Genomic DNA, 15648 nt, shown 5'->3' on the forward strand with positions numbered 1-15648 from the left:
TCACTTACGAATAACGATGAAATGTGATAGTTTTTAGCCTTTCGAATCAAAAAGAAATTCACGAGAATCGTTTCTTCGATTTTCGTGGATTTTGATTTATACTAAGAAACAAAGCTCATCGTTTTTCTGATAAAATATTTATTCCGAAAAGTGAAGATGAAGGGAGAAACATCCAAATGGACAAAGAAGAATGGAATACCTTTGCGAAAGACTATTACGAATCACAAAAAGAATCCAGTACGACGATCGTAGAGGATATCGTTGCTTATCTAAAAAGCGAGGATTTATTACCAGCTGGCTCATTCGCAGATGTTGCCGGTGGTGCAGGGCGTTATCTGCCGTTAGCAAAAGAAATAGAACACTATGAGTTGATTGATTTTTCAGAAGAAATGCTTGTATATGCTGAACATGAAGCACAAATACTGGGACTAAATAACTGCCAATTCATTTTGCAAGATTTTACTAATTTTTTACAAGAAGAGAAGACCTATGAACTTGTTTTTTCGGCAGCAAATCCCGCCTTGGTTTCTTGTGAACAATTGGAAAAACTACGTGGGAAAGCGACGAGAGCTTGTTTGATCCTAAGAGTAGTCTCCTCAGAAGATAATGTCTTTGTACCCCTTGAAAGGCATTTAGGGATCGAGGAATCTGACCCTAACACCTCGCCAACTATTATGGATCGGTTTGAGACGTATTTAGCAAAGAAACATCTTTCTTATAAGAGAACTGAATTCACTTATGATTCACAGGAAGAAGTCACGCCTTCTTTTTTGCGGGCTTATTATGAAGAAATGCAAGATGATCCACGTTTTCAGTCAGCTCTCCAAGAATTATTTAAAAACAGTGAGACAATTCAGAGTACAAATAAACTGACCTATCGATTATTGACTATCTATTAGTCAACGATCGAGGTCAGTTTTTTGCATTCATTATTTTTCTTTGTAAAAACGAATATCATTTTCAACTTTATAGATCGAGTAAGGTAGATCTGAATGATATTCAGCTGTTTCACCATTTCCCGGTAATGTTTCATTGAAGATCTTTTCATATTGATCAACCGTCAATGCTTCACGGTTATCTAACATCGCTTGATTGTCTTCTTTGGATAAGAAGTTTTGATAGCCTTCTTCTAAATATCCAGTGAAAAATTCACTCACAGCACCAGAACCATAGCTGAATAATCCGATACGGGCACCCGATTTCAATGCTTGAGAGTTTTCCAATAAAGAAATCAATCCCAAATAAAGGGACCCAGTGTATAGATTTCCTATTCGTCGACTATAGGTGATGCCTTCTTCATAACGAGCCATCAAACGTTTTTGCGTTGCCTCATCTGTTTCTTCGATCACACTTTGTAACGCTTTTTTCCCCATTTTTGTGTAAGGAATATGGAAGGTAAGCGCATCATAATCAGCAAGTGTTCGACCTGTTGTTTCTTTATATCTATTCCAGACTTTTTGGAAAGACTCAATATAAGTAGAGTTGGACAAAGGACCATCTACTACAGGATATTGACTATAATTTGGACGCCAAAAGTCATAAATATCTTCTGTTAAAAAGACGCTGTGGTCTTCAAGAGAAAGAATCCGAGGGTTTTGTGTGATCATCATAGCGACCGCACCTACACCTTGAGTCACTTCACCACCACTTGCTAAACCGTAGCGGGCGATATCGCTCGCAATCACTAAGACTTTACGATCTGGATGATTTTTGACATATTCTTTTGCCATGTGCAAAGCTGCTGTTCCCCCGTAACAAGCTTCTTTTACTTCGAATGAACGAGCAAAAGGTTGAACTTTTAACAAATGATGGATGATCACAGCACTTGCCTTTGATTGGTCGATGCCTGATTCGGTACCTACAATGACCATATCGATTTTCTCACGATCTTCTTCTGTGACGATTTTACTCGCTGCATTTGCTCCTAGCGTGACGATGTCTTCATAAACTTGATTGACAGCCATCTGATCTTGACCGATCCCAATATGGTATTTGGCAGGATCATCTCCACGTCTGTTTGCTAATTCAGTCATATCTAAAAATAAATTAGGAATAAAAAAGGAAAGACGATCAATCCCTATTTTCATTTCAACACCTCTTTACTCATGATAAAAAACTTACTTTATTAAAGTATCACAAAATCGCTAAAAGAAATACAAAAAAGCTAATTTTTAAGGATTTGTAAAAAAATATAGCGCTTTTTTTAAAAGGTGTATGTTATATTTGTATTTCCGGTAAAGAATGGTATATTTTTGTAGGAGATACTTGACAGTTAGAAAATAATCAACTGTCCATCTTTTATACAATTTAATAAGAAGTGTATTTTAATTTTTACGAAACCATTCAGATTGTTCTATCCAATAGATATAGACAAACGTTTTTTGAGGAATGTCTCGTCGGTTACAGCGTGACGTTCTTCGCAAATATGAGAGAAATAAGGAGGGAATCCGTTTGCGCAAAAGATTGTAACACCTATAAATCTATCGCGTTTTTTATAATACGTGGATAAGTGAATTTATAGACTTTGGCAACGGGTGGCTTAACTTGAAGGAAGTCGTTATTATAGATGCTGCACGAACACCGATTGGAAAGTATCGTGGTAGCTTAAGCAGTTATTCTGCTGTTGAGTTGGGAACATTCATTACAACAGAAATCCTTGAACGAACAGGGATAAACAAAGAAGCAATCAATCAAGTCATTTTTGGAAATGTGCTTCAAGCAGGGAATGGGCAAAATGTTGCACGACAAATTGCGATCAATAGCGGAATCCCCGTAAGTGTTCCGGCAATGACAATCAATGAAGTTTGTGGATCTGGGATGAAATCAGTGATCCTTGCGCGTCAACAGATCCAACTAGGCGAAGCGGATCTGATCATAGCCGGTGGTGTTGAAAGCATGACTAGAGCGCCGATGATCCAAGTGAGCGATCCAGAAAACGAGAAAATCGAAGAAATCTCAAGTATGGTCAATGATGGATTAACCGATGCATTTTCCAATACTCATATGGGACTGACAGCAGAAAATGTGGCAAAACAATTTTCTGTGACGAGAGCAGAGCAAGATCAATATGCACTGGCTTCACAACTAAAAGCGGCGAAAGCCAGCGAGTCAGGGGTCTTCAAGGAAGAAATCATTCCGATTTCCCATAATGAAGAACCATTTGCAATAGATGAAGCCGTGCGAGGAAATAGTACGTTAGAAAAATTAAGCACGTTACGGACGGTTTTTGCGGAGGACGGCACAGTTACTGCTGGAAATGCTTCACCTTTGAACGATGGTGGCTCTGTACTGATCTTAGCGTCTAAAGACTATGCGATTGCTCATGACTTACCGTATTTAGCTACGATCAAAGGAGTCTCTGAAGTTGGGATCGATCCAAGTATCATGGGGGTAGCTCCAATCAAAGCAATCAATACCTTGATGGAGAAAACAGAGCTTTCCTTGGACGACATCGATCTATTTGAAATTAACGAAGCGTTTGCTGCGTCATCGATCGTTGTGAATCGTGAATTGAATCTCCCATCAGAGAAAGTCAATATTTATGGTGGTGCGATTGCGTTAGGCCATCCGATTGGTGCTAGTGGCGCTCGTATCTTGACTACTTTAGGCTATGCGTTAAGAAGGCAGCACCAACGATACGGAGTAGCTTCATTATGTATTGGTGGCGGTCTTGGATTAGCTGTTCTTTTGGAAGCTAATTTGCAAGAAACTGGTGATAACGAAAAAAAAAAGTTTTATGAACTAACGCCAGAACAACGTAGACAGCGATTAGTTCAAGAAAAAGTGATTTCTCAAGCAGAAGCAACAGGTTTTAAAGAATCTGTTTTAACAGAAGATATCGCCAACCATTTGATTGAAAATCAAATCAGCCAAGTAGAGATCCCATTAGGTGTCGCATTGAATTTTCAAGTGAACGGTCAAAAAAAATGGATTCCTATGGCCACGGAAGAACCTTCTGTAATTGCTGCAGCGAGCAATGGCGCAAAAATATGTGGCGATATCAGCGTTCAGATACCCCAACGATTGATGCGTGGGCAAATCGTCTTGACCGGTCGTTGTGATTATCGAAAAATCAAAGAAGTCATTGAAGCAAGAAAACCAGAATTGGTCACTTGTGCAAACGAAAGCTATCCTTCGATCGTCAAGCGTGGTGGAGGTGTCCGAGAAATTTCTACTCGAGAATTTATGGGGAGCGAGCATGCCTATCTTTCACTTGATTTTTTAGTGGATGTCAAAGATGCGATGGGTGCGAATATCATCAACTCGATTTTGGAGGGAGTTGCTGTTCGTATCAAAGAATGGTTCCCTGAAGAAGAAATCTTGTTCAGTATCTTGAGTAATCTGGCGACTGAATCTTTAGCGATCGCGACTTGTATGATTCCTTTTGAGCGATTGGCAAAGGACAAAGAAACGGGTCAGCTGATTGCTGAAAAGATTCGTCAAGCGAGTGAATACGCAAAGTTGGATCCTTATCGGGCAACGACCCACAACAAAGGAATCATGAATGGTATCGAAGCGGTCATCTTAGCCACAGGAAATGATACACGAGCAGCCGCAGCGGCTATTCATGCCTATGCTGCTCGAAATGGTAGTTACCAAGGGTTGACTGACTGGCAAATCAAGGAAGATCATTTGGTAGGGAAATTGACGGTTCCTTTAGCTGTCGCGACAGTAGGGGGGGCTTCCCGCGTCTTACCGAAAGCGAAAGCTTCTTTAGATATGTTAGCAATTGATTCTGCACAAGAATTGGCACAAGTGATTGCAGCTGTTGGTTTAGCACAAAACCTGGCGGCACTGCGTGCACTTGTTAGTGACGGTATCCAAAAAGGACATATGTCCTTACAAGCGAGAGCATTGGCAATCACAGTTGGTGCCAAAGGGGACGAAATCGAGAGAGTTGCCGCAAAGCTTAGGGAATCAGGAACGATCAACCAACAAAGCGCACTAGCTGCCTTAGAAGCTATCCAGGCGAGCAAAAACTAGGAATAATTTGCGAAATGGGCGTAGTAGCTGAGGGAAAATGACAAATAATTTTCATTATTATAACGTGCCTCTCAAAACACATAAAAAAATACCTATGCTAAGTATGAAGAATCTATAATCTGAAATTTATTTTTTTCATAAGAGACCATCACGTCTTTTTATGCTATTTTCATTTTTATGTGAGGTTGTATAATATTAAACAAAACGTAACAGACCTTGTCGATTAAAGGTTTTCTGTTACGTTTTTTTACATACTCTGATCTAAAAAATATAGAACATATATTATTAAATTTTAAAAATAATTTATATAACATTAAAAAAAGCTAAAGTTTTTTAAGCTTATTTGAGGTTCTCTTGTGAATAAATAATCTAACAGGTATACTTTTCCTCAAATAGAATAACTTGTTAGGCGAGACTCCTAAACAAACATAGGCTATTGCGCAGAAACGTCGAAAGACGCCAATGTGTAAAACAGGAATTGTCGGATTAAGGCTCTTCATAAGATAGCTAAGAGAAATCTTTACGTTGTTTAGTGTCAAAACTCACACGATGAGACTGAAAAGCCAATCGTTTTTTTCGTTTGGCTTTTTTTATTCAAGATGGGTAAGTGACGTATCTCCGCTGTAACACAAAGGAGAAATATAGGATGGGTGTAAAAGACATAAGAAAAATAGATTTGTATTTGCTCGTACCATATCTGTTGATCAGTGTAATAGGATTATTGATGATCTATAGTGCGAGTACGTTCCGTTTGATGTCATTCGATCAAAGTACAAATCAACTTTTAGTTCGACAAATGGTATTTGTAGCACTTAGTTGGGCAATGATTTTTTTCATTTACCGAGTGAAACCTGCATTTATACTCAATCATCGAATCGTAAAAATAATGATGGGGATCGGTATCGTGGGTCTGATCTTGACAAAGGTACCTGGGATTGGTGTCAATATCAGTGGGGCGCAACGATGGATCTCAATTGCAGGTTTTCAATTTCAACCTGCTGAAATTGTCAATGTCGGTATGATTTTTTATTTAGCTTATTATTTTAGAAAACCCAAGCAATCATTGAATGAATTAAAAAAACCCTTTTTTATCATCGCTTTATGTTCTCTGCTGATTTTATTCCAACCAAAAGTAGCTGGTGCGATCTTGTTGATCATCTTAGCTGCAATCATGATCACGACGGTTCAATTACCAGTTCGCTATATTTTATTGTTTTTTGCAGGACTGTTCAGTCTCTTTTTGCTCCTTGGCGGCATTATTTATTTACTAGGGCAAAATGACCTATTACCAAGTATTTTTGCTCATACTTATGATCGCTTGAGCATTGCTTTTAATCCTTTTTTAGATCCTTATGGAAAAGGATTTCAGATGAGTCAATCTTATTATGCCATGTACAACGGTGGGCTTTTTGGATTAGGATTGGGAAATAGTATTACCAAAAAGGGCTATTTACCAGTAGCCGAGACTGATTTTATTTTTTCGATTATTTTAGAAGAGTTAGGTCTGATCGTGGGCTTACTGATTCTAGCAATGTTATTTTCGATTATTTTGCGCTTATTTGTCTTGAGTGCGAATGAACCAAATCAGCAGATCGGGTTGATTTATTTGGGAACAGGGATGCTGTTATTGCTACAGACAAGTATCAATATTGCAAGTATCAGTGGCATGATCCCAATGACAGGTATTCCGCTTCCTTTTATTAGTTATGGAGGATCAAGCTATTTGATTTTATCCATGCTTTTGGGCGTTTGCCTGAAACTGTCCTCACGAGGTAAGCAAAATGAAATTTAAAATAAATGAATTCAACTATGCATTATTTTTACCAATCTTTCTTTTATATTTATTAAGTGTCGGTGTGCAATATGGGGCAGCTGTTTATGACCAAGTTCCAGTCCGAGGAGTCGTGCTTCGACAAATCGTGTTTTGTTTGATGTCGGTCGGGCTGTTGTTTCTAACACAACGAGTGAAAACAGTCGTATTGTTAAGATATTCTCCTTATCTTTATGGCTTTTCACTTTTTGTGATGGGCCTGTTGTATCAGTTTTATGATCCGGTGATGTTTCAACTCACAGGCACCAAACGTTGGCTTAGGATTGGCAGCTTTTCATTTCAACCTTCTGAATTAGTGAAACTCACCTTTATCTTAGTGGTTGTTTATTTGACCTTGATCTATGAGCAAAAGGTGAAACAACGAACCGTTAAAACTGATTTATTTTATGTAGGAAAGATATTACTGGTTAGTTTACCGACCTTTTTATTGATGTACATGCAAAAAGATTTTGGAACAAGTTTGGTTTTTGTCATATGCTTGGGGGCATTATTCATGATCGCTGGGGTACATTGGAAGATCATGACGGCAATAACCTCGATTCTAGTTATTCTCGGGGCCATTTTGATTGCTTTAGTTTTTACTGAATACGGACACCAGATTTTATATCGTCTGAATTTTAAGACTTATCAGTTAGATCGAGTACGCGCATGGGTTGATCCATTTGCATATAGCCAATCGATTGGTTATCAACAATCACAAAGTTTACTTTCTATCGGGGCAGGTGGGTTTAGTGGAAGGTCTGAAGCAATCAATCCTATCTATGTGCCCGTTCGTGAATCAGATATGGTCTTTACAGTGATTGCTGAAACATTTGGCTTTTTAGGAAGTGTTTCTGTGCTCTTTTTATATTTTTATCTTTTTTACCAAATCATTTATAGTGCAATCGAAACAAATAATAAAGGAAATGTGTATTTTGCGATTGTCTTCGTATTTGGTTTGTTATTCCAAGTGTTTGAGAATATTGGAGCTGCGATCGGTCTACTCCCCTTAACAGGGATTCCTTTACCATTTTTAAGTCAAGGAGGAACTTCCCTCTTGGTTATTGGCTGTGGTTTAGGCATTATTTTAGGATTTAAAAAGTATGAATGAGAAGTAGAAGGGAAGTTATTATGAAACAGATGCCAAAAGGAACATTGGTGGTAGCATTCGTATCATTCGTCTTATTGACGACTTTGACCACACGAGTTATGACAGAAAACACCTTATTCAATCAACTCGATTTAGCCATTTATCAACAGGAGCGATTAATCGAATTCCCAGTATTAACAACATTTTTTAGTTATTTTGCAAAACTAGCAACGATTATTCCTACTTTATTTTTCACAGGATTGCTTGCAATTTTTAGTTGGCGGAAACAATACCATAAATTAGCCATTTGGCAAGTCTTAATGGTTTTGACAGTTAGTTTGATTGGCTACGTGATGAAACAAGCTATCCAGCGGACACGACCTGATGTGGAGCAATTGATTCCTAGATCTTCTTACTCTTTTCCAAGTGGCCATTCGATTTTGTCTATGACGCTATTCTTAGTATTTTTGATCACTATGTACATTATTTATCGTGAGAAAAGGGTAAATAAACTAGTATGGGTGGGGGCTCTTTATCCATTATTGATTGCTAGTTCTAGAATTTATTTGAGAGTACATTATCCTAGCGATATCTTGGCAGGTTTTTTACTGAGTTTTTCAGTTGTTTTCTTATGCTATAGTCTGTTTTTCTCTTTTATCACTGAAAAAACAGTAAGAAAAAAGCACCAACAAAAACGAATATTCACTAGAAAACAAAAAGTTTTATTGTCTATTATGGCATTTCTTTTCCTATTAGTAGGTTCTGCAGTTGCGTATGGTGTTCGCTTTTACTACGATGCCAGACAGACCGTGACTTCGATGCAACAACCGCTACAAAGAGAAACCGTTCAGCGGGAAAAGGATACGCCAGTCAGCATTTTAGTTTTAGGTATCGCCAATAATTCAATTAGAAAAACGGACTATCGTGCAAATACGATCATGTTGGTGACATTGAATAATCAAAAGAAAACAACGACGATCACGAGTATTCCTCGAGATTCTTTCGTAGAAATTGCCAATATGGATGGACTGGTTGATAAAATCAACCATGCTCATTCTTATGGTGGTATCGACATGATGGTGGATACGGTAGAACAATATCTTGATATACCGATTCATCACTATGTATCGTTGAATATGGATGGATTAGAAGCGTTGATCGATGCTGTGGGAGGAATCACTGTAAATAATGCGTTTGAGTTTACAGCAGAAGACATCCATTATCCAGAAGGTACACTAGAATTAAATGGTTGGGAAGGATTACAGTATGCGCGCATGCGAGCAGAAGATCCTGAGGATGACTATGGGCGACAGAAAAGGCAAAGGGAAGTCGTCAATATTTTAGTCAATGAGTTCTTATCTGTGAAAAGTTTATTCAATTATCGCCAGCTTTTAGAGGTAGTCGGTGAAAATGGGACAACGGATATGTCCTTAGATGAAATGCTCGGAATGATGAATGAATACCATTCGGCATTATCCAATATCACGAACCATCAGTTGAAAGGTGAACAATATATTGGTGATGGCATCTTGGGAGAAGCAGGGATCTACTATGAGAAGATACCCGATGAGGAACGGATGAGAGTGATGCAGTTGGTGCAAGAGCAATTAGAAACAACAGGGAAGAACGCAGCGCAACAATAGGAACAATTGATATTCTCTTTTTTACATTTATAAATGATAAAAAAAGCAGTTGAAATGAACGATGATCGTCATTTCAGCTGCTTTTTTAGGTAAAAATCATCACGCAATCTATTTGCTTGCGTTTATCTTTCGTTGATCGGTGTAGCGGCAAATTGTTCGATCAATGGCACGAATGTCAATTTCACTTTGTATTTACGTTCTAAAGCTTTTTCGATCGTAAATTCATTGACAGCAGACATAGAGATCTCTGCTAATTTTCGTGTGTCGTCTTTGACTGTTTCATTGATCACTACAGCATCTGCTGTTTTTTCAGCAGTGAACTTCGGATATTCTGCTACTTGTTTTGCAAAATCATCGAAAGTCAAAGAATCTGTCACTACTTTTTCATCACTTGTTTTCTTGTCAGTTGTTGCTTCTTTATTGACTGGTTGAGAAGTTGTCTCAACTTTTTCAACTTCTTTTGTTGGTGTTTCTTTTACAGACGCGTCATTAGTGACTGGTGTCGCTACAGGTTGAGCCGTTGGTTGATCTTTTTTCATGCGTTGATCATTCCAGTAAGAAACAATCTCAATCAATAGGTTGTCACGGAAACGTTCAAAAATCGTTGCTTCACCAGAACGAATACGTTTCAAGACAGCAGTAAAGTTATCGTCGATTGGTACATTGATGCGTGTATCTTCATTTGCTTGTCCTGCTAAGCCAATGATTAAGACTTGACGGTTTTTAGGATCAAGCATGACTTGCAATGGCAGCCCATAACGGCGTAAACTTTCTTCTTCCAATGAACGGAATAATTGCGTGCGAATTCCATCTAAAGAAGGACGGAATTGTTTTAATAATTTTTGTTTTTGTTTTTTCTTCATAAATACTCTCCTTCATTCATACCCTTTCGATTATAAGAAAAAAACGAGCAAATGAAAAGGTTTATCAAGAAAAAACTTTTATTACTTCGATGGAAAAACAAAATTGAGTGGGATAATCGACCTCTCACATATGCTAAAACTGAATAAACGGTGGAAACAGCAGTAAACTTCTCGGAAATAAGGCGACATCCACAGAAATTTGATGAACAATTTCGTAGATATCGCCTTATTTCCCGAGGTTAAATATTTCTGTTCCAATCTCTCAAAAAGGGGAGCAAAAGTCCACAGACTAATGCTCCCTCATCTAGTTATTTTTTTGGCAATAAGGCAAAGGTGACTAGTTCTGGTGAATAGATGACCTCATGTCCTTGCCATTTCATCGTCATCAATGAATGATCCAAGCGTTTTTTTATTTCCGCAAGTTTTTCATCCCTTGACCAATTTCGAGCAGGAAAATGCTGGATTTTTTCTGGGCGGATCAAAAAGATGAAATCTGGATCAAATGTCTGTGTCACTTTTTCAGATAAACGATTTAAGCGGTCCACGGGGTTCATAGAATATCACTATCCTTTACCTTTAAAATTGTGTAGTATCTGGATCTTTTGCTTTGCCAACGACACCATCTAATTGGTCGATCGTCTTCATTTCTTCTTCTGATAGCTCAAAATCAAATAATTCAGTGTTCTCCTTGATTCTGCTTGGTGTGACAGATTTTGGTAATGGTAAGAAACCATGTTGTAATGACCAACGTAGCGCTACTTGGGCAACGCTCTTATTGTGTGTGTTGGCAATCTCTTGCATTTCTGTGACGTCGAAGATTTTACCAGTGCCAAGAGGGCTATATGCTTCAAGGACCATATCATGTTTTTTCGCGTACTCAACAACAGGTGGTTGCAATTCGCCAGGAGCAAGAAATACTTGATTGACCATTGGCATGATTTTTGCTGTTTTTGCAAGTTCATCTAAGTGATGCGGTAAGAAGTTGCTGACACCGATCGCTTTGATTTTGCCCGCTTCGTATAACTCTTCAAAAGCACGCCATGTTTCGGCATTCGCTTCTTGCCAATTTTCGCGGAAAGAAACTGGATTAGGCCAATGGATCAAGAAAAGATCCACATAGTCTGTTTGTAATTTTTTTAAGGACTCTTCGAAAGAGGACATTGCTAGATCGTAGCTATGGTTTTCATTCCAAAGTTTAGTCGTTAAGAAAATCTCTTCTCTTGGAACACCACTTTCTTTGATTGCTTGTCCGACACTTTCTTCGTTTTTGTACCCTTGAGCGGTATCAATATGACGATAACCGGCAGCTAATGCTTCTTTAACTGAGGAAACAGCAACGTCTCCGTCAGGGGTTTGCCAAGTACCGAAACCGACAACAGGGATTTCATAGCCATTTGATAAACGGTAAGTAGATGTTAGTGAATTCATACTTTCAGCTCCTTTGATTTTAGTACACTTTAAGTGTAGCTTATTTTCTAAAAAAAGAAATGTATTTTGTTTGTTATAAAATATTTTTTTGTTCGTTCCATTTTGTCTCTGGTATTTTTGTTTGATTTTCCGTAAACTAGAGCAGAAAGGAATGAAACGATGGATATCTATTTAAAACAAGCAATCTTGCATATTATTGATCGAGAAACAGGATCTCCTGTATTTTCACAACAAGAACTGGATCTTACGAAAGATTTCGTCAGGGACTTTCTACAAAAGAAGATCCAAAAAATCTCTTCTGCACAAACTAAAACAGGGCAACTCACTGAAGAAAGCCTATTTTCTCAAAACTTGAAACAGTGTCAAGAAAATTTTGTCGAAGAAAGTGAGCGTTTAGTCCAACGGTGGTTTGACATCTATGCAGAAAGTGAGGAAGCACCTAGTGCAGATGTTTTCGTTGTCTTGTATGAAGTAGATACTGTGATGTATTTAGCTTTATTGAAAGTGAATTATCGTGATGCTTATACTCACTATGTGGAAGCAGATGAAGCCGGTATTGACAACCATTTGATTTTGAACCGAGCGATCCTTGGCTCAAAATCTCAAAAAGCAGATGAAGCCTTAGCAGTCAATCTGACAGATCTGACGTATGAGTTGATTGAAAAACGCTATGAGTTCTCTGGTAAAAAAGAATGGTACTTTTCGGGAAAAGTGATTGAGAGCGTCCCGGCACCTTCTTTGGAAGACAACGTCAAAGTGATAAAAAAAGTGGCGAAGCAGCTAGGCAAGAAGTTTGAAGCAGAAGAGTTCGATATCATGGCGGACTTAAAAGAAGCTGTGTATGATACGATCGAAGAAAAAGGTAGATTGGATCATGAAATGATCGCGGAGAAAGTATTCAAAGAAAATATCACTGCCAAGTTAGCATTCCAAGAAGAAGTCAAAGAACAAGGCTTTATTCCAGAAGCACCACCAGTGAAAGAAGTACAAGAAATCTCAGAGAAAAAATTCGGAAAGCAAAAATTCCGTTTATCAAATGGCATTGAATTGATTGTACCAGTAGACGTTTATCGTAACCCGGATCTGATTGAATTTGTCAATAATCCTGATGGTACGATCTCTGTCATGATTAAAAATGTGGACGAAGTATTGAATCGTCTATAGTTTCTTTTAGATGAATCAAAGAAACCAAATAAAAGTGAATAGTAAAAAAGCAGTCAATATCCACGAAGATCGTTTTTCAAGTCTTGTGGGTGTTGACTGCCTTTTTTGTGTTGTTTATTGTAAACTGGTTCATTGATCTAATTGATCTAACGCTTTGTCCGGCACTTGAGAAGCTGTTACTTCTTCCCAACTGATGACGCCTTTACGTGAATTGACTTTTAGTTTTAAATAAGCATCCATTTTTAAAGGACGTTCTCTCGCTTCACGTAAAGTGACTGCTTTTTCTTCTCCTTGTGCGTTGTAAGCATTTTGGTCGTATACATAAATAGAAACGTCCATGTCATTGTCTGCTGAGTCAACTTCTTTTTCTCCGTTAGTGGTGATTTTTGTATAATAAGTTTCACCGCCATAGAAATAATCATAAGCGATAAAGCTTCCTCCTAGGAAAATTCCCAATACAATCAATAATGCTATCAATTTTTTTATCATTTTTTTCACCTCGGATACTATTATTCAACAAAATCTATTATTCGTCTATCGAAAGTCCAAAATTTATCGTATTTATATATAATAATGGCATATTCGCCGTTTTATGTATAAAATACTTAAGTTTTCTGTGAGAACATTTTTCAAAGTTGAGCTTACGATAATCGAATTTTAGGAGAGCTAGTTGCTTTGCTTAAAAAAACACAAATTATATAATAATGTTATGAAAGGTGGTATTAAAATGGAACTGTATTATTTAGTTGGTTTGTTTGGTATAATTTTTGGACTTTATGTGTTAGCAAAAAGAAACAATAAGATAAAACCATTCTTTTCCAAATTAACTTTAGCATTTTTGGTTGTATACTTGATCTGGCGTCTTTTCTACACGATCCCAAATGATGGCGTGATATCATTAACTTTCGGTCTTATTTTATATGTGGCAGAATTTATTGGTTTATTTGTGTATGGTTTTTTTATTTATTTGTTTTCTAATAAGTTGTCGAAAGAGTCCGTGAGAGTTCATTACGATGAGGAGCCATTTCAACCAAGTGTAGCAGCGTTTATATGTACGTATAATGAGGATAATAAATTAGTGATCGCGACTGCTTTGGCTGTCAAAGCGTTACGTTATCCAAATAAGAAAATATATATTTGTGATGATGGTCATCGTGAGGAATTGAAAGAACTTGCAGAAAAATACCATATTGGTTATCTGACAAGAGAAGGTAACGAGAACGCAAAGGCAGGAAATATCAACTATGCACTTTCACAAACAAGTAGCGACTTGATTTTGCTTTTAGATGCTGATTTCATCGTTAAGAAAAATATTATTTACGAGGCTATCGATTATTTTAGAAATCCAAAGGTTGCGTTAATTCAATATCCTCAAACTTTTTATAATAAAGATCCCTTCCAATTATTGAGAAAATCATTTTACAATGAACAGGAATTATTTATGCGTTTTTTAGAACCAGCTCTTTCACGTGAAAATGCGTTGATCCATATCGGGACCAACGCTATCATTCGACGCAGTGCTTTAGAGGAGATAGGTGGCGTCCCAACAAAAAGCATTACTGAAGATATGGCAACAGGGATGTTATTGCAAAATGCTGGTTATGAAACGATTTTCATAAATAAAGCTTATGCTTTGGGAATCACGCCTTATACAGCTCGAGAGCTGTCCTCTCAACGGACACGTTGGGCCCAAGGTACAAAGCAAATATTTGACCATTTTAAACCACGTAAATTTAAAGGGTTATCTCGTATGCAAAAATTGTGTTACTATAATTCTTATTTGTACTGGTTTACTTCATTTCAAAAAATCATTTTTTTATTAGCACCAACTCTTTTTATGGTCTTTGATATATTTATTGTTCGAAGTAACAACAATCAGTTATTATTGTTCTTTTTACCACCGTTTGTCATGATTTCTCTTTCGTTTCGGTTGTATGTTCCTAAAATCAGGAATCTTACTACTTCGCATATCTATGATTGTTTTGTCGCGCCGATCCATACTAGAGCATTGATCAAAGAGTTCTTTCATTCGGAAAAAAAATTCAAAGTGACAAAAAAGGAACTTGTTGACAGTCAATCATTTGATTGGCGAACAGTTTTTCCTCACATGTTACTATTTGGTTGGATCGCTTTCGCCTCTATCGTTGCATTGTACCGACTTTATCGAGGAGAAGGATATGAAACAGGCTATATTGTGACACTTCTATGGTCAGTGTATAACCTCTATGGATTATTCTATGCGATTTTGATTGGTAAAAATCGAACAATAGAAAGCGACAGTGAAGCATTGAGCATTGTAACAAAGAAACAACTAACTTATCTATCCCAATCATTTGAGATGTATCAAATGAGTTATAACGGATTTAGACTTCGTTCCAAAAAATTAGTTACTCCTACTTTTACACCTGGGAAAGCTTATTTATTTATGGATGAGAAAACTGGACTTCGAATCAATTCGATATGTAAAGAAAATCATGGGAGATATGCGACTTTCTCATTTAACAATTTGACACAAGCTTCTGCAGAAGAACTTGCAAGTTACTACAGTGATCAGTTGAATGCAGCAAAACAATTAGAATTCGATATGGAAACCGATACTTTACAAAGTTGAGAGTATGACCATTACTAATAGAAAACGAACGCTGTCAATAATAACAATAGCGTTAT

The 15648-nt window shown here is 37.4% G+C and carries 12 protein-coding genes and 1 riboswitch; of the genes, 7 read left to right on the top strand and 5 right to left on the bottom strand.

Going from position 1 to position 15648, the window contains the following annotated elements; all coding sequences use genetic code 11:
- Positions 1-176: 176 nt before the first annotated feature.
- The gene (locus IGI79_RS05165) at positions 177-899 is read left to right on the top strand and encodes a class I SAM-dependent methyltransferase (protein ID WP_104775681.1); all 723 of its coding nucleotides are present in this window, start codon (positions 177-179) and stop codon (positions 897-899) included.
- Between the two features lie 30 nt (positions 900-929).
- Here IGI79_RS05165 and IGI79_RS05170 read toward each other — a convergent pair whose 3' ends face one another.
- Complete coding sequence (locus IGI79_RS05170) at positions 930-2087, bottom strand: hydroxymethylglutaryl-CoA synthase (protein ID WP_062805420.1); 1158 nt, start codon at positions 2085-2087, stop codon at positions 930-932.
- Positions 2088-2544: 457 nt separating this feature from the next.
- Here IGI79_RS05170 and IGI79_RS05175 point away from each other — a divergent pair, with 457 nt between their 5' ends.
- From IGI79_RS05175 to IGI79_RS05190, 4 genes are all read left to right on the top strand, one after another.
- The gene (locus tag IGI79_RS05175) at positions 2545-4983 is read left to right on the top strand and encodes a hydroxymethylglutaryl-CoA reductase, degradative (RefSeq protein WP_438845745.1); all 2439 of its coding nucleotides are present in this window, start codon (positions 2545-2547) and stop codon (positions 4981-4983) included.
- 394 nt (positions 4984-5377) lie between these two features.
- A riboswitch (M-box (ykoK) riboswitch) is annotated at positions 5378-5545 on the top strand.
- A gap of 84 nt (positions 5546-5629) precedes the next feature.
- The gene (locus tag IGI79_RS05180) at positions 5630-6775 is read left to right on the top strand and encodes an FtsW/RodA/SpoVE family cell cycle protein (RefSeq protein ID WP_010735805.1); all 1146 of its coding nucleotides are present in this window, start codon (positions 5630-5632) and stop codon (positions 6773-6775) included.
- Entirely contained in the window at positions 6765-7904 is a 1140-nt protein-coding gene (locus tag IGI79_RS05185; RefSeq protein WP_438845746.1) for an FtsW/RodA/SpoVE family cell cycle protein, read from the top strand. The genes IGI79_RS05180 and IGI79_RS05185 overlap by 11 nt, the downstream gene beginning before the upstream one ends.
- A gap of 20 nt (positions 7905-7924) precedes the next feature.
- The gene (locus tag IGI79_RS05190) at positions 7925-9526 is read left to right on the top strand and encodes a phosphatase PAP2/LCP family protein (protein ID WP_104775677.1); all 1602 of its coding nucleotides are present in this window, start codon (positions 7925-7927) and stop codon (positions 9524-9526) included.
- 122 nt (positions 9527-9648) lie between these two features.
- Here IGI79_RS05190 and IGI79_RS05195 read toward each other — a convergent pair whose 3' ends face one another.
- The 3 genes from IGI79_RS05195 to IGI79_RS05205 all read right to left on the bottom strand — a co-directional run bounded on the left by IGI79_RS05195 (position 9649) and on the right by IGI79_RS05205 (position 11817).
- On the bottom strand, positions 9649-10389 hold the full coding sequence (locus tag IGI79_RS05195; RefSeq protein ID WP_104775676.1) for a hypothetical protein: 741 nt from the start codon (positions 10387-10389) through the stop codon (positions 9649-9651).
- A 308-nt stretch (positions 10390-10697) separates the two neighbouring features.
- On the bottom strand, positions 10698-10943 hold the full coding sequence (locus tag IGI79_RS05200; protein ID WP_104775675.1) for a hypothetical protein: 246 nt from the start codon (positions 10941-10943) through the stop codon (positions 10698-10700).
- Positions 10944-10965: 22 nt separating this feature from the next.
- The gene (locus IGI79_RS05205) at positions 10966-11817 is read right to left on the bottom strand and encodes an aldo/keto reductase (protein ID WP_010735800.1); all 852 of its coding nucleotides are present in this window, start codon (positions 11815-11817) and stop codon (positions 10966-10968) included.
- Positions 11818-11976: 159 nt separating this feature from the next.
- On the opposite strand from IGI79_RS05205, the gene IGI79_RS05210 reads away from it, so the two are divergent.
- Positions 11977-12981: a nucleoid-associated protein gene (locus IGI79_RS05210; protein ID WP_104775674.1), complete on the top strand. Its 1005-nt coding sequence runs from the start codon at positions 11977-11979 to the stop codon at positions 12979-12981.
- A gap of 129 nt (positions 12982-13110) precedes the next feature.
- On the opposite strand, the gene IGI79_RS05215 is transcribed toward IGI79_RS05210, so the two are convergent.
- Positions 13111-13467, bottom strand: coding sequence for a YxeA family protein (locus IGI79_RS05215; RefSeq protein WP_029594083.1), 357 nt, complete (start codon positions 13465-13467; stop codon positions 13111-13113).
- A gap of 241 nt (positions 13468-13708) precedes the next feature.
- Here IGI79_RS05215 and IGI79_RS05220 point away from each other — a divergent pair, with 241 nt between their 5' ends.
- The gene (locus IGI79_RS05220) at positions 13709-15592 is read left to right on the top strand and encodes a glycosyltransferase family 2 protein (RefSeq protein WP_104775673.1); all 1884 of its coding nucleotides are present in this window, start codon (positions 13709-13711) and stop codon (positions 15590-15592) included.
- Positions 15593-15648 lie beyond the last annotated feature (56 nt).

It is taken from the genome of Enterococcus sp. AZ084 (assembly GCF_051714905.1).
In the GTDB taxonomy this organism is placed as follows: Bacteria; Bacillota; Bacilli; order Lactobacillales; family Enterococcaceae; genus Enterococcus_B; species Enterococcus_B pernyi.

Coding starts and splice junctions, on each gene's coding strand:
- IGI79_RS05190 (WP_104775677.1), top strand. CDS start 7,925: ATGAAACAGATGCCAAAAGGAACATTGGTGGTAGCATTCGTATCATTC.
- IGI79_RS05200 (WP_104775675.1), bottom strand. CDS start 10,943: ATGAACCCCGTGGACCGCTTAAATCGTTTATCTGAAAAAGTGACACAG.
- IGI79_RS05165 (WP_104775681.1), top strand. CDS start 177: ATGGACAAAGAAGAATGGAATACCTTTGCGAAAGACTATTACGAATCA.
- IGI79_RS05205 (WP_010735800.1), bottom strand. CDS start 11,817: ATGAATTCACTAACATCTACTTACCGTTTATCAAATGGCTATGAAATC.
- IGI79_RS05195 (WP_104775676.1), bottom strand. CDS start 10,389: ATGAAGAAAAAACAAAAACAAAAATTATTAAAACAATTCCGTCCTTCT.
- IGI79_RS05210 (WP_104775674.1), top strand. CDS start 11,977: ATGGATATCTATTTAAAACAAGCAATCTTGCATATTATTGATCGAGAA.
- IGI79_RS05180 (WP_010735805.1), top strand. CDS start 5,630: ATGGGTGTAAAAGACATAAGAAAAATAGATTTGTATTTGCTCGTACCA.
- IGI79_RS05185 (WP_438845746.1), top strand. CDS start 6,765: ATGAAATTTAAAATAAATGAATTCAACTATGCATTATTTTTACCAATC.
- IGI79_RS05170 (WP_062805420.1), bottom strand. CDS start 2,087: ATGAAAATAGGGATTGATCGTCTTTCCTTTTTTATTCCTAATTTATTT.
- IGI79_RS05220 (WP_104775673.1), top strand. CDS start 13,709: ATGGAACTGTATTATTTAGTTGGTTTGTTTGGTATAATTTTTGGACTT.